20 protein-coding genes and 1 pseudogene are annotated in these 17,876 nt (G+C 68.2%); 18 read left to right on the plus strand and 3 right to left on the minus strand.

From position 1 onward, the window contains the following. The first annotated feature begins 103 nt into the window (after positions 1-103). The 6 genes from VM306_RS31300 to VM306_RS31325 all read left to right on the plus strand — a co-directional run bounded on the left by VM306_RS31300 (position 104) and on the right by VM306_RS31325 (position 6,846). Positions 104-1,045, plus strand: coding sequence for a Ppx/GppA phosphatase family protein (locus VM306_RS31300; protein WP_325521362.1), 942 nt, complete (start codon positions 104-106; stop codon positions 1,043-1,045). A gap of 224 nt (positions 1,046-1,269) precedes the next feature. Continuing rightward, positions 1,270-2,847 (plus strand): ABC transporter substrate-binding protein, encoded by a 1,578-nt coding sequence (locus tag VM306_RS31305; protein WP_325521363.1) that lies wholly within the window; start codon positions 1,270-1,272, stop codon positions 2,845-2,847. Between the two features lie 118 nt (positions 2,848-2,965). After that, positions 2,966-3,895, plus strand: a complete 930-nt coding sequence (locus VM306_RS31310; RefSeq protein WP_325521364.1) for an ABC transporter permease — start codon at positions 2,966-2,968, stop codon at positions 3,893-3,895. After that, the gene (locus VM306_RS31315; RefSeq protein ID WP_325521365.1) at positions 3,888-4,862 is read left to right on the plus strand and encodes an ABC transporter permease; all 975 of its coding nucleotides are present in this window, start codon (positions 3,888-3,890) and stop codon (positions 4,860-4,862) included. Before VM306_RS31310 ends, VM306_RS31315 begins: the two co-directional genes overlap by 8 nt. Before the next feature lie 45 nt (positions 4,863-4,907). Next, entirely contained in the window at positions 4,908-5,858 is a 951-nt protein-coding gene (locus tag VM306_RS31320; protein WP_325521366.1) for an ABC transporter ATP-binding protein, read from the plus strand. Further along, complete coding sequence (locus tag VM306_RS31325) at positions 5,851-6,846, plus strand: dipeptide ABC transporter ATP-binding protein (protein ID WP_325521367.1); 996 nt, start codon at positions 5,851-5,853, stop codon at positions 6,844-6,846. Before VM306_RS31320 ends, VM306_RS31325 begins: the two co-directional genes overlap by 8 nt. A gap of 46 nt (positions 6,847-6,892) precedes the next feature. On the opposite strand, the gene VM306_RS31330 is transcribed toward VM306_RS31325, so the two are convergent. Genes VM306_RS31330 through VM306_RS31340 form a run of 3 tightly spaced genes read right to left on the minus strand, consistent with a single transcriptional unit; the run spans position 6,893 to position 9,002 of the window. Next, entirely contained in the window at positions 6,893-7,096 is a 204-nt protein-coding gene (locus VM306_RS31330; RefSeq protein ID WP_325521368.1) for a hypothetical protein, read from the minus strand. A 17-nt stretch (positions 7,097-7,113) separates the two neighbouring features. After that, positions 7,114-7,548 (minus strand): GNAT family N-acetyltransferase, encoded by a 435-nt coding sequence (locus VM306_RS31335; protein ID WP_325521369.1) that lies wholly within the window; start codon positions 7,546-7,548, stop codon positions 7,114-7,116. Beyond that, complete coding sequence (locus VM306_RS31340; RefSeq protein ID WP_325521370.1) at positions 7,545-9,002, minus strand: S10 family peptidase; 1,458 nt, start codon at positions 9,000-9,002, stop codon at positions 7,545-7,547. Before VM306_RS31340 ends, VM306_RS31335 begins: the two co-directional genes overlap by 4 nt. Positions 9,003-9,059: 57 nt before the next feature. On the opposite strand from VM306_RS31340, the gene VM306_RS31345 reads away from it, so the two are divergent. The 12 genes and pseudogenes from VM306_RS31345 to VM306_RS31400 all read left to right on the plus strand — a co-directional run. Next, positions 9,060-9,656, plus strand: a complete 597-nt coding sequence (locus VM306_RS31345; RefSeq protein WP_325521380.1) for a uracil-DNA glycosylase — start codon at positions 9,060-9,062, stop codon at positions 9,654-9,656. Between the two features lie 387 nt (positions 9,657-10,043). Next, positions 10,044-10,868: a type IV toxin-antitoxin system AbiEi family antitoxin gene (locus VM306_RS31350; RefSeq protein ID WP_325521371.1), complete on the plus strand. Its 825-nt coding sequence runs from the start codon at positions 10,044-10,046 to the stop codon at positions 10,866-10,868. Further along, a complete protein-coding gene (locus VM306_RS31355; protein WP_325521372.1) occupies positions 10,865-11,686 on the plus strand; it encodes a GSU2403 family nucleotidyltransferase fold protein in 822 nt (273 codons plus the stop codon). The genes VM306_RS31350 and VM306_RS31355 overlap by 4 nt, the downstream gene beginning before the upstream one ends. Positions 11,687-11,731: 45 nt before the next feature. Continuing rightward, entirely contained in the window at positions 11,732-12,205 is a 474-nt protein-coding gene (locus VM306_RS31360) for an SMI1/KNR4 family protein (RefSeq protein ID WP_325521373.1), read from the plus strand. 63 nt (positions 12,206-12,268) lie between these two features. Then, the gene (locus VM306_RS31365; RefSeq protein WP_325521374.1) at positions 12,269-12,868 is read left to right on the plus strand and encodes a DUF4129 domain-containing protein; all 600 of its coding nucleotides are present in this window, start codon (positions 12,269-12,271) and stop codon (positions 12,866-12,868) included. Next, positions 12,865-13,215: a hypothetical protein gene (locus VM306_RS31370; RefSeq protein WP_325521375.1), complete on the plus strand. Its 351-nt coding sequence runs from the start codon at positions 12,865-12,867 to the stop codon at positions 13,213-13,215. Before VM306_RS31365 ends, VM306_RS31370 begins: the two co-directional genes overlap by 4 nt. Further along, entirely contained in the window at positions 13,212-14,153 is a 942-nt protein-coding gene (locus VM306_RS31375; protein ID WP_325521376.1) for a MoxR family ATPase, read from the plus strand. The genes VM306_RS31370 and VM306_RS31375 overlap by 4 nt, the downstream gene beginning before the upstream one ends. Beyond that, a complete protein-coding gene (locus VM306_RS31380) occupies positions 14,150-15,379 on the plus strand; it encodes a DUF58 domain-containing protein (RefSeq protein WP_325521377.1) in 1,230 nt (409 codons plus the stop codon). The genes VM306_RS31375 and VM306_RS31380 overlap by 4 nt, the downstream gene beginning before the upstream one ends. After that, positions 15,373-15,834, plus strand: coding sequence for a hypothetical protein (locus VM306_RS31385; RefSeq protein ID WP_325521378.1), 462 nt, complete (start codon positions 15,373-15,375; stop codon positions 15,832-15,834). The genes VM306_RS31380 and VM306_RS31385 overlap by 7 nt, the downstream gene beginning before the upstream one ends. 142 nt (positions 15,835-15,976) lie before the next feature. Beyond that, a complete protein-coding gene (locus tag VM306_RS31390; protein ID WP_325521379.1) occupies positions 15,977-17,302 on the plus strand; it encodes an NAD(P)/FAD-dependent oxidoreductase in 1,326 nt (441 codons plus the stop codon). Between the two features lie 200 nt (positions 17,303-17,502). Next, positions 17,503-17,625, plus strand: a complete 123-nt coding sequence (locus VM306_RS31395; protein WP_269083663.1) for a hypothetical protein — start codon at positions 17,503-17,505, stop codon at positions 17,623-17,625. Beyond that, positions 17,622-17,876: pseudogene (locus tag VM306_RS31400) on the plus strand (hypothetical protein); the annotation flags it as partial. The gene VM306_RS31395 and the pseudogene VM306_RS31400, both read left to right, overlap by 4 nt.

A 17,876-nucleotide genomic window follows, 5' to 3' on the forward strand; every position in this document is an offset into this window, starting at 1 on the left:
GGGAGGCGCACTTCCGGCACAACGAGATCTTCAAGGGCGAGTGGGGCGATCTCTTCGTGTACGCGATGCTTGCCGGAGAACATCGGAACCACTGAGGAGTGCCATGTCGCGCGTTGCGGCCATCGACTGCGGGACCAACTCGATCCGGCTGCTGGTCGCCGACGTCACCCGGCGCGAGGACGGCACGGCCTGGCTGCGGGACGTGCACCGCGAGATGAAGATCGTCCGGCTCGGGCAGGGCGTGGACGCGACCGGGCGGTTGCACCCCGATGCGATCGAACGGACGCGCCAGGCTCTCCTGGACTACGCGCGCACGATGCAACGCAAGGGCGTCGAGCGCGCGCGCATGGTCGCCACCAGTGCCACGCGGGACGCGAGCAACCGCGACGAGTTCTTCGGGATGACCGAGGCGATCCTCGGCGCTCCCGCCGAGGTGATCACCGGGGACGAGGAGGCGCACCTGTCCTACCTCGGCGCGGTGGCCGACCTCGACCCGGAGGAGGGACCCTTCCTCGTCACCGATCTGGGTGGTGGTTCGACCGAGTTCGTCCTCGGGAGTGGCACTGAGGTCGAGGCCGCGCGGTCGATGGACATCGGCTGCGTGCGGCTGACCGAGCGGTTCATCAAGTCCGATCCGCCCGCGAAGGACGAGATCGAGAACGCGGAAGCGTTTGCGCGCGAGGCGATCAAAGAAGCTTTCACCACGGTGCCCGTCGAGAAGATGAAGACGTGGATCGGGGTCGCCGGGACCGTTACGACATTGTCAGCCCTGGTCCAGGGGCTGGAGGTGTACAACAGCGACGACATTCACCTCAGCCGCATCACACTTGACAATGTTCGCGAAATCACCGACCGTATCCTCTCCATGACGCATGATGAGCGTGCCTCGCTGGGGCCCATGCACCCCGGTCGGGTGGACGTGATCTGCGGTGGAGCGGTGGTACTGCGCGCGATTGCCGACGAGCTGGAGAATCGCGCGGGTATTCGCACGCTCGTGTGCAGTGAGCACGACATCCTCGACGGCATCGCGTTTTCGCTGGTCTAGCGCCGAATTAAGGTGCTCTTGAGGTGATCGTGACGACTTTGTGACCGCTTTCGGTGCGCGTACCACTGGACGCCCCGGTTAACGTCCTCTCACGTTTTGGGAGGTGGACGAGACCTCCCGGGGAGGCGCGCGCCCGCAATATCTGCGGCGGCGCCGGGGAAAGGCGGGAGAGACTGATGTCGCGATCACGGGTTGCGTGGGTGGCTTTGCCAGCTGCGCTCGCCATGACGCTCAGCGCATGCGGCGGTGGCGGTGGCGGTGGCAACAACGCCGCCGATGGCAAGGACAACCCGGACGGCACGGTGTCCATCTACGGCACCGAGCCCAAGAGCACGCTGTTCCCGGCGAACACGACCGAGGCGGGCGGTGGCAAGGTCACCGACTCCCTGTTCTCGCGTCTGGTCGGGTACAAGGCGGAAGACGGCGCGCCCTACAACCTGATGGCCGAGTCGATCAACTCGACCGACGCCAAGGTCTACAACATCAAGATCAAGCAGGGCTGGAAGTTCCACGACGGCACCGAGGTGAAGGCGAAGAACTTCGTCGACGCCTGGAACTGGGCCGCGTACGCGCCGAACGCCCAGCAGGCCGCGTCGTTCTTCTCCGTGATCCAGGGCTTCTCCGACGTCCACCCCGAGGACGAGAACGCCAAGCCGGCCAAGGACAAGATGTCCGGTCTCGAGCTCGTCGGCGACTACGAGTTCAAGGTCACGCTGAACGGTCCGACCTCGGTCTTCACCACGATGATCGGCTACACGCCGTTCTCGCCGATGGCCGACTCGTTCTTCGCGGACCCCAAGGCCGCCGAGGCCAAGCCGATCGGCAACGGCCCGGTCAAGTTCGTCTCCCGGACGCCGAACGCGCTGATCAAGATGGAGCGCTTCGACGACTACAAGGGCGAGGACAAGGTCCACTTCAAGACCTTGGACTACAAGATCTACTCCTCCCAGGAGACCGCGTACCAGGACCTGGTCGCGGGCAAGCTGGACTTCATGGAGGCCCTGCCCCCGTCGGCCAAGGTCGGCGAGAAGTACAAGGCGGACCTCGGTGAGCAGGTCGTGACCGCGGACCTGCTGGGTCAGAGCGCGATCGCGTTCCCGCAGTACCTCCCGCAGTTCCAGAACATCAAGCTGCGCCAGGCCGTCTCGATGGCCATCAACCGGGAGCAGATCACGAAGACCGTGCTGGCCGGCTCGTACGTGCCGTCCACCAGCTTCGTCTCGCCCGGCATCAAGGGCTACCGCGCCGACACCTGTGGCGAGTACTGCAAGTACAACCCGGAGAAGGCCAAGCAGCTGCTGAAGGAGTCCGGCTTCACCGGCAAGCTCACCATCCAGTCCAACCAGGACGGTGGCCGCAAGGAGCCGCTCGAGGCCGCGTGCAACAGCATCAAGCAGGCCCTGGGCATCGAGTGCGAGTTCGTCGGCGCCACCAACTTCGGTGCGTTCCGGCAGATCGTCGACGGCAAGCAGCTGACCGGCATGAGCCGTTCCGACTGGTCGGCCGACTACCCGTCGATCGAGAACTTCCTCAACCCGCTGTACCGCACCGGTGGTTCCTCGAACGACTCGAACTACTCGAAGCCCGAGGTCGACGCGCTGCTGAAGAAGGCGGACGAGACCGCGAACGAGGACGAGGCGATCAAGCTCTACCAGCAGGCGGAGGACATCATCGCCAAGGACCTGCCCTCCATGCCGACCTGGAACGAGAAGGGCATCGGCGGCCGTTCGAAGAACCTGCTCGACGCCAAGATGTCGTTCAAGCGTCAGGGCGTTCTGGAGTCGTTCCGCGTCAAGGCCTGATTCCGAACACCTGAGTCCTGAGTGAACCGTCCGGCCCCGCGTCCGTCGAACGTTACGGGTGCGGGGCCGGAGCGGTGTTCAGACTCGGGGCGCCCCCACCACGCAAGGAGCCGACCTCATGGGTCGCTATGTGCTGCGCCGTCTGCTGCAGCTGATACCGGTCTTCCTGGGGACCACTTTTCTGATCTACGCCCTGGTCTGGGCGATCCCGCAGGACCCCTTCGCCGGCAAGTGCGGCCAGCGGCCGTGCGATCCCGCCTACATCGCCGAGATGAGCGCGAAGCTGAACCTGAACGACCCGTTGCTGGTCCAGTACTTCAAGTACCTGGGCAACCTGGTCGTCGGTGACTTCGGCACCACCTTCAACGGCGTCTCCGTCGGTGAGCAGATCGCCACCTCGTGGCCGATCACGCTCAAGATGGGCATCATCGCGCTGATCATCGAGGCGCTCATCGGCATCATCGCCGGCGTCCTCACCGGTCTGCGCAAGTCGGGCTTCCTGGACAACCTGGTCCTGGTCTCGACCCTCTTCCTGATCTCGCTGCCGGTCTTCGTCACCGGTTTCGTGCTGCGGCTCTACCTCGGCCCGCAGGGCTTCGACCTGATGGACACCTCGGTCAGCTCCGACCCGTCGTTCGGCGAGCTGGTCCTGCCCGGCTTCGTGCTCGGCAGCCTCTCGATGGCCTACGTCGCCAGGCTGACCCGCAGCAGCATCGTCGAGAACCGGCGCGCCGACTACGTGCGCACGGCCATCGCGAAGGGCCAGCCGCAGTCCCGCGTCGTCGGCATCCACCTGCTGCGCAACTCGCTGATCCCGGTGATCACGTTCCTCGGCACCGACCTCGGCAGCCTCCTCGGCGGCGCGATCGTCACCGAGGGCGTCTTCAACATCAACGGCATCGGCGGCCTGATCTTCCGCGGCATCCAGGAGAAGGAAGGCATCATGGTCACGGGCATCGTGACCCTGCTGGTCCTCGTGTACCTGCTGGCCAGCCTGCTCGTGGACCTCCTGTACGCCGTTCTCGACCCGAGGATTCGCTATGAGTGACCCAGGATCCGTGTCCGGTGGAGCCGGACTCGAGGCGTCCGCGGCGGCCGGTGTCGACCAGGCCAGCCACCTCGACGACTCGACGCAGAAGCAGCGCAGGCCCCGCTCGCTCTGGAGCGACGCGTGGGGCGAGCTGCGCCGCAAGCCCACGTTCATCATCTCGCTGGTGATCATCGCGGTCATCGTGCTGATGGCGATCTGGCCGACGCTGTTCACATCGGTCGACCCGCGTCACGCGGACCTCGACAAGTCGCTGCAGGCGCCGTCCGGTGACGCCTGGTTCGGCTACGACCTGCAGGGCTACGACGTCTACGCCCGTGCCATGCACGGCGCGCGTGCGTCGCTGCTCGTCGGGTTGTTCTCGACGCTGCTGACGGTGCTGATCGGGTCGATGGTCGGCATCATCGCCGGCTACGCGAAGACGTGGCTCGACTCGCTGCTCTCGCGGTTCGCCGACATCTTCGCCGGCATCCCGTTCGTGCTCGGCGCGATCGTCATCCTGACGACGCTCAACGCGCCGACGGAGAACCCCGGCGTGGTCCGGATCATCACTCAGGTGGTGCTCTCGATCGCCGTGCTGTCGTGGCCGGTGGCCATGCGCATCATGCGGTCGGCGACCCTCGTGGCGAAGCAGCAGGACTACGTGCGTGCCGCGCGTGGCCTCGGTGCGTCGCCGCTGCGGATCGTGTTCCGGCACCTGCTGCCGAACACCGTGGCGCCCGTGCTGGTGTACGCGACGATCGCCCTGGGTGCCTTCATCGGCGCCGAGGCGACGCTCGCGTTCCTCGGCATCGGCCTGCGCCCGCCGGTCGTGTCGTGGGGCGTGATGATCTCCGAGTCGCGCGACTACTTCCAGTCGGCGCCGCACATGCTCCTGTTCCCCGCGGGCTTCGTCACGATCACCGTGCTGGCCTTCGTCATGCTCGGCGACGCCGTGCGCGACGCCCTCGACCCCAAGTCCCGATAGGGGAATCCTGTGACTCAGCCACTGCTGGAGGTCGAGGATCTCCACGTGGAATTCCGCACCCGCGACGGCGTCGCGAAGGTGCTCAACGGCGTGTCCTACCACGTCTCCGCCGGGGAGACCCTCGCCGTGCTGGGCGAGTCCGGCTCCGGCAAGTCCGTGACGGCGCAGACGATCATGGGCATCCTGGACATGCCGCCGGCGTTCATCACCAGGGGCACCATCAAGTTCCGCGGTGAGGACCTGCTCAAGCAGTCGGCGGACGAGCGTCGCGCGGTTCGTGGCGAGGGAATCGCCATGATCTTCCAGGACGCGCTGTCCGCCCTGAACCCCGTGTTCACGGTCGGGTTCCAGATCGAGGAGCAGCTCAAGGTCCGCCGCGGCATGTCCAAGGCGGATGCCCGCAAGCGCGCAGTCGAGCTGCTCGACCAGGTCAAGATCCCGAACGCCAAGGGGCGGGTCTCGGACTACCCGCACCAGTTCTCCGGCGGCATGCGGCAGCGCGCGATGATCGCGATGTCGCTGGCCCTCGACCCGGAGCTGCTGATCGCGGACGAGCCCACGACCGCTCTGGACGTCACCGTGCAGGCCCAGATCATGGACCTGCTGGCGGAGATCCAGAAGGAACGCGACATGGGCATGATCCTGATCACCCACGACCTCGGCGTGGTCGCCGACGTCGCGGACCGGATCTCGGTCATGTACGCGGGCCGCATCGTCGAGCACGCCGACGTCTACGAGCTGTTCCGCGCGCCGGGACACCCGTACACGGAGTCGCTGCTCGAGTCCCTGCCCCGCGTGGACCTGCGCGGCCAGGAGCTCAAGACGATCAAGGGCCTCCCGCCGTCGCTCACCAACATCCCGTCGGGGTGCCCGTTCCACCCGCGTTGCCCGCGGGCGTTCGACCGTTGCCCCACCGAGGTCCCCGCCGTGCACGACCTCGGCATGGGCCGCACCAGCCGGTGCCACATCGCGGAGGAGGTTGTCGCTCGTGGCTGAGCCCATCCTGGAGGTCGAGAACCTCGTCAAGCACTTCCCGGTCCGCGTCGGCGTGCTGTTCAAGCGCACCGTGGGCCACGTCAAGGCCGTCGACGGCGTCTCGTTCTCGCTGAACAAGGGCGAGACCCTCGGCGTCGTGGGCGAGTCCGGTTGCGGCAAGTCCACGCTGGCCCAGGTGCTGATGCGCCTGGAACCGCCGACGTCGGGCCTCGCGCGCTTCGAGGGCCGCGACATGTTCGCGATGAAGGGCGCGGAGCTGCGCAAGCTGCGCCGCGACATCCAGATCGTGCTGCAGGACCCGTACACGTCGCTGAACCCCCGCATGACGGTCGGCGACATCGTCGGCGAGCCCTACGAGATCCACAGCGACGTCGCGCCCAAGGGCGACCGGCGCCGCAAGGTGCAGGAGCTGCTGGAGACCGTCGGCCTCAACCCGGAGCACATCAACCGGTACCCGCACCAGTTCTCCGGCGGTCAGCGCCAGCGCATTGGCATCGCCCGCGCGCTCGCGCTCAAGCCCAAGGTGATCGTGTGCGACGAGCCGGTGTCCGCTCTGGACGTGTCGATCCAGGCGCAGGTCATGAACCTGCTGGGCGACCTGCAGTCCGAGATGGGCCTGTCGTACGTGTTCATCGCGCACGACCTGTCGGTGGTCCGCCACCTGTCGGACCGCGTCGCGGTGATGTACCTCGGCAAGATCGTGGAGATCGGCACCGAGGACGAGATCTACGAGCGCCCGATGCACCCGTACACGCAGGCGCTGCTGTCCGCCGTGTCGGTGCCGGACCCGACCCAGCGCGGCCGGCGCGACGTCATCCGCCTGACGGGTGACGTGCCCTCGCCGATCGACCCGCCGTCGGGCTGCCGGTTCCGCACGCGGTGCTGGAAGGCGCAGGACATCTGCGCGACCGAGGTTCCCGAGCTCGTGGTGCGCAACGGTGGCCACCCCGCCGCGTGCCACTTCGCCGAGGAGCGCGCGGTCGTCTGACCGTTGTGTCAGCTGGTTGGGGGGCCGTACCCGCGGGTGCGGCCCCTCAGCTCGTCGAAGGCCCGGCGTGCGGGGGCCGCTCCGGGTTCGCGCCCGCCCGCGCCCGTTCATGCCGCTCCAGCTCGCCCTGAGAGCGATGCACGCCCACGAACACGAGGTTCGTGTCGTCCGGCACGGTCGAGCAGTCCTGGAGGCGCCACGGCTTGCTCTGACCCGTGGTTGGCCACGGCGGCGTTGTCGGCCTGATCATCCCGTCGAGCAGGAGGATCAGCGGTTCTCCCTGGCGAGATCCGTGATCGACACGCCGGGACCCACCTCGCGCTCACCGGTCTCCACGAACCCGCGCTTGCGGTACAGCCGCAACGCCGGCTCGTTCTTCGTGCCCGTGCTGACGGTCTGCGGCCCGTCGGGCAGTGCGTCGAGCAGTCTCGAAGCGATCCCACGACGAAACGCCCGCGGGTGCACGACCAGGCGGCAGATGTCCACAGTGGACCCGTCGAGCTGGTAGGACACCGCGCCCACCAGGCCTTCGTCGTCGTGGATGCCGAGGAAGGTCTCGCCGCACGAGCGGAGGTCGTCGAGCGACTCGTGCAGCGGCGGGATGCCGTCGAAGCCGATGATCTCGGCCTCGACGGCGTAAGCCAGCCGCTGCACCGTCCACAGCTCGCGCAGGACGGTGTCGTCGGTCAGGTCCAGGATCACGTGTTGGACGAGTTCCGCACGAAGTTCGCGAGGTCCTCCGACTGCTGGATCCGCGACGGCTCGTGGACGTACATCATGTGGCCGGCCGGGTAGTAGGCCGACTCGATGTTCGCCGTGAGCTCCTTCGGGATCTGCAGGTGCGCGAGGAGGTGCTCGGCGGCGAAGTACGGCGTGGCGCCGTCGTACCAGCCGAACGCGACGTGCACCTTGAGGTGCGGGTTCGCCCTCATCGCCGCCGACAGCTTGCCCGCGGTCGTCACGTGCCTGCCCTCGAACTCCTTGTACGACCACTGTTCGATGACCCGTGAGAGGACCTCGTACGGCAGGTCGTTGGAGTAGCCGAGTTCGGAGTGCACGTAGTGGTTGAGCGTGGCCGCGTACGGGCCGACGATCGCGTCGATGGACGGGTCCGCGGAGATGCCCTCTCGGCCGTAGTCCGTGTCCCAGCCGGTGAAGCGGGCGTCGATGCGGCCGACGGTCCTGCGGTCGCGGCGCAGCAGTTCGGTGAAGTACCGGATGTGCTCGATGCGCAGGTCGACCGCGTCCACGTACTCCTCGGTCAGGCCGGTGAGCCGCGCCAGCTTCTCGATCGTGGCGGCACGCTCCACGTCGGACAGCCGGTTGCCGCGCGCGAGGGCGTACGGGTAGTCGCGGACCGCGAAGTCCTCGGCCTCGGCGAGCACCTCCTTGAGCGGACGGTCGCCGTGCAGGCCGTGGTAGTGCGCGATGGCCGCGTACGTGGGCAGGAAGAGCGTGTAGGCCAGGTCGTGGCCCTCGTTGAACTCGAGCGTCGCGAAGTCGAGCACCGAGGAGATCAGCATGAGCCCGTTGAGGTACATGCCGTGCTTCTTCTGGAGCTGCTCGGCCAGGCCGGCCGCGCGCAGCGTGCCGTACGACTCGCCGCACAGGAACTTCGGCGACATCCACCGGCCGTTGCGCGAGGTCCAGAGGCGGATGAGCTCGGCGATCGAGTCGATGTCGGGCTGGTAGCCGTGGAAGCTGCCCGGCTTCTCGCCCTGCACGGCCCGCGAGAACCCGGTCGACACCGGGTCGATGAACACGAGGTCGCTCTCGGCGAGCAGGCTCTCCTCGTTGTCCGCGATCCCGTACGGCGGCGGGGTCAGGTTGCCGACGTCACCGCTGAGCACGCGGCGGGGCCCGAGGAGCCCCATGTGCAGCCACACGCTGGCGGAACCCGGTCCACCGTTGAACGCGAACGTGACGGGCCTCTTGAGCGGGTCGGCGCCGTCGAGCGTGTACGCGGTCAGGAACACCTCTGCCTTGGGCTTGTGGCCCTCGAAAACGCCGTCCTTGACCACTTCTTCCCTCAGCACGACACGCCCGGTGGTCGCGGTGTAGTTCAGTTCGCGGCCCTTGACGGTGATGCTGTGCTGGGTGGTGACAAGGTCATCGGACGGAGACTCGGGCTTTTCTTCGGTCTTCTCCTCGGACATGGGAGCAACACTACGGAACTCGACGAGCGGATAACGGCCTGCCGAGCGTGCCCACGCCTGGTCGTGTGGCGCGAGTCCGTCGCTGCCGAGAAACGCGCGGCGTTCCGCGACCAGGACTACTGGGGCAAGCCGGTGCCGGGCTTCGGCCCCATGGACGCCTCGCTGCTGATCGTGGGCCTCGCCCCGGCCGCCCACGGCGGAAACCGGACGGGCCGGATGTTCACCGGTGACCCTTCCGGGGACTTCCTGTACCGGGCCCTCTACGAGCTGGGACTGGCCTCCCAGCCGCACGCGTGGGCACGCGACGACGGCATGGAACTGCGCGGCGTGCGGATGGCCTCGCCCGTGCGGTGCGCACCGCCGGAGAACAAGCCGACGGCCGAGGAACGCGACCGCTGCTCGCCGTTCCTGCGCGAGGAGATCGGGCTGATGAAGAACCTTCGGTCCGTGATGGTCCTCGGCGGGTTCGGCTGGAAGGCGTTCCTGCCGCTGCTGGGACCGGAACGGCCGAAGTTCGGGCACGGGGTGGAGGTGGAGACGGGCGGCCTGCGGGTCTTCGGGTGCTACCACGTGTCGCCGCACAACACCTACACCGGGAAGCTGACCCAGCAGATGCTGCAGGACGTGCTCCGCCGGGCCATCGCCCCTGCTTAGGACGAGCGCCGGCGGCGGTTCAGCCGACCGCGTGGTGTTACCGACGACCTTGGAGCTGTTCCACGTAGTAGCGTGTTCCATGTGTCACGGAACAGCCGGAAACATGGAACGTCCGAGGTGGAGCTGATCGGCTCGTTCGAGCATCAGCTCCGCTCGCTGTTGCCGTCCACGTGGTCCGTTCGGCTTGCGCTGGAGCCACCTGTTCCTGGTACCCGGCGAGTCGGGCAGGTCGACGCACTGGCCGAGATCAGCGCGCCGGACGATACGCGCACGTCCGTTCTGGTCGAATGCAGGAACCAGGTCGTTCCCAGGGATGTCTCGGCGGTCGCCCGGCAGCTCAAGGCTCATGTGGACGTTTTCTCCGGCGGCGGTGTTCCCGTCGGTGGCATGGTGCTGGTCGCGCCGTTCGTGTCGCCGACGGTCCGCGCGCACCTGGACGAGCACGGGATGGGCTGGTTCGACCTGAGCGGGAACGTGCGCCTGAAGCTCGATGAGCCCGCGGTCTTCCTCGATCGCGTCGGGGCCGAGCGCAGCGGGTTTCGAGATCCCGCAGATCGGCTGCTCAAGTCCCTCCGCGGACCTGCGGCGGCCAAGGTGGTGCTCGCACTGGCCGAGACCGGGCTGCCGGTGGGCGTTCGCACGCTCGCTGAACGCGCCGGGGTCGGAGCGGCGACGAGCGCGAGAGTTCTCGAGCTGCTGGACCGTGAAGCGGCGATCATGAGGAGCGAAGACGGCGTTGTGACCTCTGTTCGCAAACGGTTGTTGTTGGAGCGCTGGGCACAGGACTACAAGGTGACGACTTCGAACGACGTCATCGCGACTCTCGACCCGAGGGGGTTGAGCCATGCGCTGAACGCCTTGGCGTCTCTTGGTACGCGGGTCACCGTCACCGGTTCGGCGGCCGTGCGCGCGTACCTCCCGGACCGCGTGACGCCCGTGTCTCCTCTCGTTTCGCTCAGCCTGTACGCCGAAGATCCACTCGAGCTGATGAGGCAGCTCGGTCTGAGACCTGCCGAACGTGGAGCCAACGTGATGGTCATGCGGCCGTACGACCGCGTTGTTCACGACAAGGCGCGACGCCTCGACGGCGTCGAGTACGCGCCGCCGGCCCAAGTGGTCGTGGACCTGCTCACCGGGCCTGGGCGGTCGACGGAGGAAGCCGTGCAGCTGATGGCAGCGCTCGAAACGAACGAATCGGGTTGGGAACGATGATTTCGCCGGAGTACGTCAAGGCGCGGGCAGTTCTCCTCGACGCCCTGGACGGCTTGGGCCCGCACCGTGACGCCGTCGTCCTCGTCGGTGCGCAGGCGGTTTACCTGCACGCGGGCGCCGCGGACTTCGTGACAGCACCGACCACGACGGACGCGGACCTCGCGCTGGTGCCCGGTCGGCTGGCGAACGAGCCTTCGATCGTCGATGCCATGCACGCCGCCGGATTCGCTCCCGGCAGGCAACCGGGAAGCTGGACGGGTCCCGGCGACATCACGGTCGACCTCATGGCACCCGAGGCGCTGTGCGGTCAGGGCGGCCGCAGATCTGCTCACCTCCCACCACCGCACGAGGACAAGGCCACCGCGCGCCGGACGTTGGGCCTGGAACCCGCCGTTGTGGACAACGAGGTCCGCAGGATCGGCGCGCTTGATCCTCGCGACGCCAGGACGTTCGAGATCAAGGTGGCGGGACCTGCGGCTCTCGTGGTGTCGAAGGTGGTCAAGATCGCTGAACGACGCGAGCAACTCCACCGCCTGAAGCCCAAGGACGGACTCGACGTCCTTCGGTTGCTCCGTGTCATTGACACGGAGTCCCTGGCGTCGAGCTTGGCGGTCGTCGCGGCGGACGAACTGTCGAGCGCGGTGGTGGCGGATGCCGTCAAGGACCTCCGCGCTCTCGCCGCAGGGCCAGAAGAACTGCTTCCGCGGCTGGCCGCCGACGCGGAGGCGGGCTTCACCGACCCGGACGAGATCAAGATGTCGATGGTGGTGCTGGTCGAGGACCTCTTGCGGGAGTTCGACCGCCTGCGGTCGAGGTGACCGAGCAGCAGGACCGCGTTCACCGGAGTGCCTAGGATGCGCGCCGTGGAGTTCTGGAGCACCGGCACCTACGGCGTGCAGCCACCGCTCACCGACGAGGCCGTCCGTGACGCCGAGAAGGTCCTCGGCGTGCGGCTGCCGGAGGCGTTGCTGGAGCTGCTGCGCGTGCGGAACGGCGGCACGGTGGTGGACTCGCGGTCCGCGTTCCCCACGGCAGAGGCGACCTCGTGGGCGCCGGACCACGTCCCGTTCGACAGCCTGATGGGCATCGGGCCCGAGGGACGCGCGCTGACGTTGCTCGACACGCCCTACCTGGTCGGGGAGTGGGGGTTGCCGTCACCCGTCGTGCTGCTGTCCGGGGACGGTCACACGTGGGTCGCGCTGGACTACCGGGAGTGCGGGCCTGATGGTGAGCCGTCGGTCGTGTGGCTGGACGCCGACCACGAGTCGGAGCTGCTGCTGGCGCCCGACTTCCGGTCGTTCCTCGACGGCCTGGTGTCCGACGAGGTCTTCGAGTAGCGACACCCGCAAGTTCGCCAAAGGATCATTCCCTTCTGCCGGAACCGTGTAAGGCTGACCGGCATGAGGTGGTGGCGCGCGGGGGTGGCGGTGGCGGCGTTGCTGATCGTCGTCGTCGCGGCCAGCGGCGCGTCCCCGATCACGCTGGTGAACCGGCTGGACGACCGGCCGCCGCCGCAGAACCGCGAACCCGCCCTCGACCTCGCGCTGCCGCAGGACCTGCCCGACGTGGTGGCCGTGCCGTTCACGGTGTTCCTGCTGTTCCTCGTCGGACTCTTCCTGTTCGGACTGGTCGGCATCGTCCTCGCCATCGAGCTGCCCCGCTGGCGCCGCCGCGGCGGTGTGCGCGGCATCGAGGTCGAAAGCCACCACGTCGAACCAGTGCCCGTGGTGCGCCGTGTCGAGAAGGCGTTGCAGGAGTTCACCGCGCACCCGCAACGGCCGCCGCGCGACGCGGTGATCGCTGCCTGGCTCGCGCTCGAGGCGACGGAGCCGAGAGAACCGCACCAGACGCCCACCGAGTTCACGAACAGTCTCGGCGTCGACGCGAAAGTGCTCAAGGACCTCTACCAGCGCGCGCGGTTCGGGCACGAGGACGTGACGCACGAGCAGGCGGAAGAGGCCCGGCAGGAACTGGACCGCATCGTCGGGGAGCTCGCATGAGAACGGTGCTGGCACTGGTGGCCGGGGTCGTCATCGGCGTGGTCGTCTGGTGGCTCGGCGCGCCGCCGCTGTGGGCCGCGGCGCTGGCCGTGCCGCCCACCGCGTTCGCCGTGCTGGTCGTCAGGCTGCCGCGGGCCACGGACATCGTCTGGAGCGCGGCACCGCCGCCGCCCGGCTCGATCAGCACCTCGCACGCCAGCACGCTCGCGAGCCGGCTGCAGGAGGCGGCGGAGGAGCCGCGGCGCTACCGGGAGCGGTTCCGCGCCCGGCTCGCACGACTGGGGATCGACGCCTCCGAGATGCCGGATCCGAAGGAACTCGCGGAAAGGCTCAGGAGGGTCGAGTGAGGATCGAACTGGAGGCCAAGGCCGTCCTCGACGAGATCGGCAAGGTCGTCGTCGGGCGCACGCGGACCGTGCGGCTCGCGCTCGCGGCGGTGCTGGCGGGCGGGCACGTGCTGCTGGAGGACGTGCCCGGGCTCGGCAAGACGCTGATCGCGCGGTCGCTGGCGCAGGCGCTCAGCCTGGAGTTCCGCCGCCTGCAGTGCACGCCGGACCTGCTGCCCGCGGACGTCACCGGGTCGTTCCTCTACGACCCCGGCAGCCGCGAGTTCGAGTTCCACCAGGGGCCCGTGTTCACCGGGCTGCTGCTGGCCGACGAGATCAACCGCACGCCGCCCAAGACGCAGTCGGCACTGCTGGAGGCCATGCAGGAACGCCAGGTCACGGTCGAGGGCCGGACGTTCCCGCTGCCCAGGCCGTTCCACGTGCTGGCGACCTCGAACCCCGTGGAGTACGAGGGCACCTACCCGTTGCCGGAGGCGCAGCTCGACCGGTTCCTGGTGCGGCTCGACATCGGCTACCCGCCCGCGGACGAGGAGGTCGAGGTCCTGCGGCGCAGGATCGCGCGGCAACGTGAAGAGGCCGAGGTGTCGCCGGTGCTGGCCAGGGGCCGTCTGGCCGAGCTGCAGGCGGAGCTCGAACGGACCACTGTGGACGACGATCTCCTGCGGTACTGCGTCGACCTGGCCGTGGCGACGAGGAAGCACCAGTCGGTCGAGGTCGGCGCGTCACCGCGAGGTGCCCAGGCGCTCGTGCTCGTCGCCCGTGCCCTGGCCACTTTGGACGGACGCGCGTACGTGACGCCCGAGGACGTCAAGGAGTGCGCGGTCGCCGTTCTGGCGCACCGGCTCGTGCTGAAGCCCGAGACGTGGACGTCCGGCGTGAACGGCGTGCAGGTCGTCACCGAGCTGCTCGGCAAGGTCCCGGGCCCGCCCAGCGCATGAGCAGAGCGGACAAGATCAGGGAGGCCTTCGCCCAGTCGCACGGCGCGCACTGGCACCCCACCGACGCCTACTCGCGCGCGGTCTGGCTCGGTGTCGGGCTCGTGGTCGCCGGGATGTTCCTGCACCAGGTGGAGATGGTGCTGTTCGGCGTGCCGCTGATCCTCTCCGTGCTGCTCAGCCACACACCGAAGGGCACACCGACGGTCAGCGTCCGCCCGGTGCCGCGCGGCGCGGGTGCCGGCGTCGTGCACACCGTCGCGCACGTCGACGGGGCGGACGCGGAGATCGCCGTGGTCAAGCTGCCGGGTGGCGTCAAGGCCGTCCCGGCGCACTCGCCCGACCTGCCAGTCGAGATCCGGCGCGACGCGTGGGGCCCCGGTGTCGACCTGCGCCTCGACCACCTCTTCGCCGGACCTGACGGCATGCACGTCTACGGGCCGGTCGTCGGCACCGAGCACGTCCGCACCATCCTGCCGCCGGTCGAGCACCACCCGTCCGGCCCGCTGCCGCCACGTCCCGCCGGCCTGGTCGGCGTCCACCGGTCGCCGCGGGCGGGCGACTCGACGGAGCTGCGCGACATCAGGGCGTTCCAGCCGGGGGACAGGCTCAAGCGCATCGACTGGCGCGTCACCACCCGCACCGGCACGGTCCACGTCCGCGAGCGGCACGCCGAGGCCGACGCGGAGGTCGTGCTGGCGCTCGACACGCGCATGGACGTCGGTCAGACCGTCGCCGACTGGTCCTCACCCCACTACGGCGCCACGGCGCGTCCCGACGGCAGCCTGGACCGCGCTGTGCGCCGAGCCGCGTCGATGGCCGCCGGGTACCTCCGGCAGGGCGACCGGGTGGCGTTGATGGACCTGGGCCGGCCGCAGCTCAACGTCCGTTCCGGGGTGGGGCGACGGCACCTGATGCGGATCCGCACACAGCTCGTCGTGTGCGTGCAGGCCGCCGGGTGGGCGTCGCGCGTGGCGTTGCGCAAGCTGCCGCACGGGTCCGTCGTGGTGCTGCTGTCGCCGTTCCTCGACGACGAGATCGCCGAGCTGGCCGTGCAGACGCGCAAGCACGGTCACGTCGTGCTGGCGATCAACACGCTGCCGTTGCCGCTGCGGCCCGACCAGGAGGCGGCGTGGGGTGAGGTGGCCGCGGAGATGATCGCGGCGGAACACCGCCAACGGCTGCGGCGCATGGCCGAGCACGGGGTGCGGGTGACGACCGAATGCTGATGCGACTGGCGATCCTGCTCGCCGCGCTGCCCGTGGCGCTGATCCTTCACCTGGAGGCCGGCTCCATCGCGCCGTTGGTGATCGTCGCGACGCTGGCGGTGGTCACGGCGCTGATGCCGGGAAGCGCCGGAGCGGCGTTGCTGATCGGGTACGCGGCGGTCGCGATGGCGTTCGGCGAGGGGCACCCGCTGAGGCTCGGTGTTCTGTTGATGATCCCCGCGTTGCACCTCATTCACGTGACGTCCGCGCTCGCGGCGGTCGTTCCGGTGAAAACGAGAATCGAGCCCGCCGCGCTGAAAGCGCCGGCACGCCGGTTCGCCATTGTCCAGGTGATCTCTTTCGGCGTCGCCGCCTTCGCCGCGTTCATCCCGTCGGGTGCCGGGATCGGGCTCGTGGAGCTGCTCGGGCTGGGGGCTCTGACGGCCGTCATCGGGGTCGTCGCGCTGAGGATCTGAATCGGTACTCTCAGGGAGAACGGCTCAACTTCCACTCAAGTCGCAGGTCAGCCGCGATCGTGTCCGGCATCACCCGGCGACGGTAGTCACAACAGCCCCTCCGGACGCGCGAAAAATGGGGTCGTGGTGCAACCATGTGTGTATGGCTGCTGTGAAGTCGCACCCCACACGAATCGTCATTGTCGGTGGTGGGTACGTCGGGATGTACACGGCTCTCGGACTGCAGAAGAAACTGCGTTCCGGTGAGGCGTCCGTGACGGTAATCGACCCGCAGCCGCACATGACCTACCAGCCCTTCCTGCCCGAGGCGGCGGCCGGCTCGATCGAGCCGCGCCACGTTGTCGCCCCTTTGCGCAAGGTGCTCAAGCGCTGCCACGTCGTCACCGGCCGCGTCACCAGGATCGAGCACTCGCGCAAGATCGTGACCACCGAGCTGTCGGACGGTCACGTCGAGGAGATCGAGTACGACGTGCTCGTCTCCGCGCTGGGTGCCATCTCCCGCACGCTCCCGATCCCCGGCCTGGCCGAGGTCGGCATCGGCATGAAGACGATCGGCGAGGCGATCTACGTCCGCAACCACGTGCTGTCGCGCCTGGATCAGGCCGCGAGCACGAACAACGCGGAACTGCGCAAGAAGCTGCTCAGCTTCGTCGTGATCGGTGGCGGCTTCGCGGGCATCGAGACGCTCGCCGAGCTCGAGGACATGACGCGGTATGCGCTCCGCTACTACGAGGGCATCAAGCCCGAAGAGATGAACTGGGTCCTGGTCGAGGCCGCAGGCCGGATCATGCCCGAGGTGTCCGCCAAGCTCGGCGCGTGGACCGTCGAGGCGCTCGAGAAGCGCGGCATGAAGATCTACCTCGACACCCGCGTGAAGTCGCTCGAGGGCGGCCACGTAGTCCTCGACGACGGCACCGAGTTCGACTCCGACACGATCATCTGGACCGCCGGCATGAAGGCGAACCCGGTGCTGCGCAACACGGACCTCCCGCTCGACGAGCGCGGTCGCGTCCGCTGCACCGCCGCCATGCAGGTCCAGGGCCTCGAAGGCGTGTGGGCCGCCGGTGACTGCTCCGCGGTGCCGGACCTCTCGCGCACCGAGGAGGACCCGACGGCGACGTGCGTGCCGAACGCGCAGCACGCCATCCGCCAGTCGAAGCTGCTCGCGAAGAACATCGTCGCGTCGCTGCGCGGCCAGCAGCCGAAGGACTACTTCCACAAGTACCTCGGCTCGGTCGCCGGCCTCGGCCTCTACAAGGGCGTCGCGGACGTGTTCGGCATGCGCTTCAAGGGCCTGCCGGCGTGGTTCATGCACCGCAGCTACCACGTGATGTTCATGCCGACCGTGAACCGCAAGCTGCGGGTGTTGATGGACTGGACGCAGGCGCTGTTCTACGGCCGCGAGGTCGTCGCCCTCGGTCAGATCAACGACCCGAAGTCGGACTTCGACCGCGCAGTGCAAAGCTGACCTTCACTCTCTGTAAGTGGTGAGATGCCCCGAACGTGATCTCGTTCGGGGCACTCTGCTGGTCCATAGGCCGAACTTGAGCGCCCAATCGGAGTAAAGCTCCGAGGGCCGCCTTGACATTGCGTTACGTGAACCAGAGACTACGGCTGGTGCATCACCTGAATGCGTGATTCGCCCGTGTGGGGAGAGAGGTGATCCCGATGTCTCTCGAGGAGCTGGCCGCACAGCTTCGTCGTGGCGAGATCGAGGACCCCGCGTTGGCGCAGTACGCCGCAGAGTACGCGCAGGCGGGGCAGAGTTTCCGCAGCAAGAAGGACGATTGAGCAGGTCGGCTGACGGACGGGTGCCAGGTGCCCCGTCCGAGGCTGCCAGACCCCTGTTGCTCCAGGGTCAGGACTACCTCTTCCGCTCGCCGCCCAAATGCCTGGACTTCCAGGAACAGGTGCACCGCCTCGGCATGGTCGACGAGGGCGACGGCAATCCGCAGCCCTGTGTGCTCGTCCTGGCCCGCGCCGCCGACATGGAGATGAACGAGCTCTCCATCGCACTGGCCGAGCGCGGCATCCGCATGGCC

It is taken from the genome of Lentzea sp. (assembly GCF_035525475.1).
Lineage (GTDB): Bacteria > Actinomycetota > Actinomycetes > Mycobacteriales > Pseudonocardiaceae > Lentzea.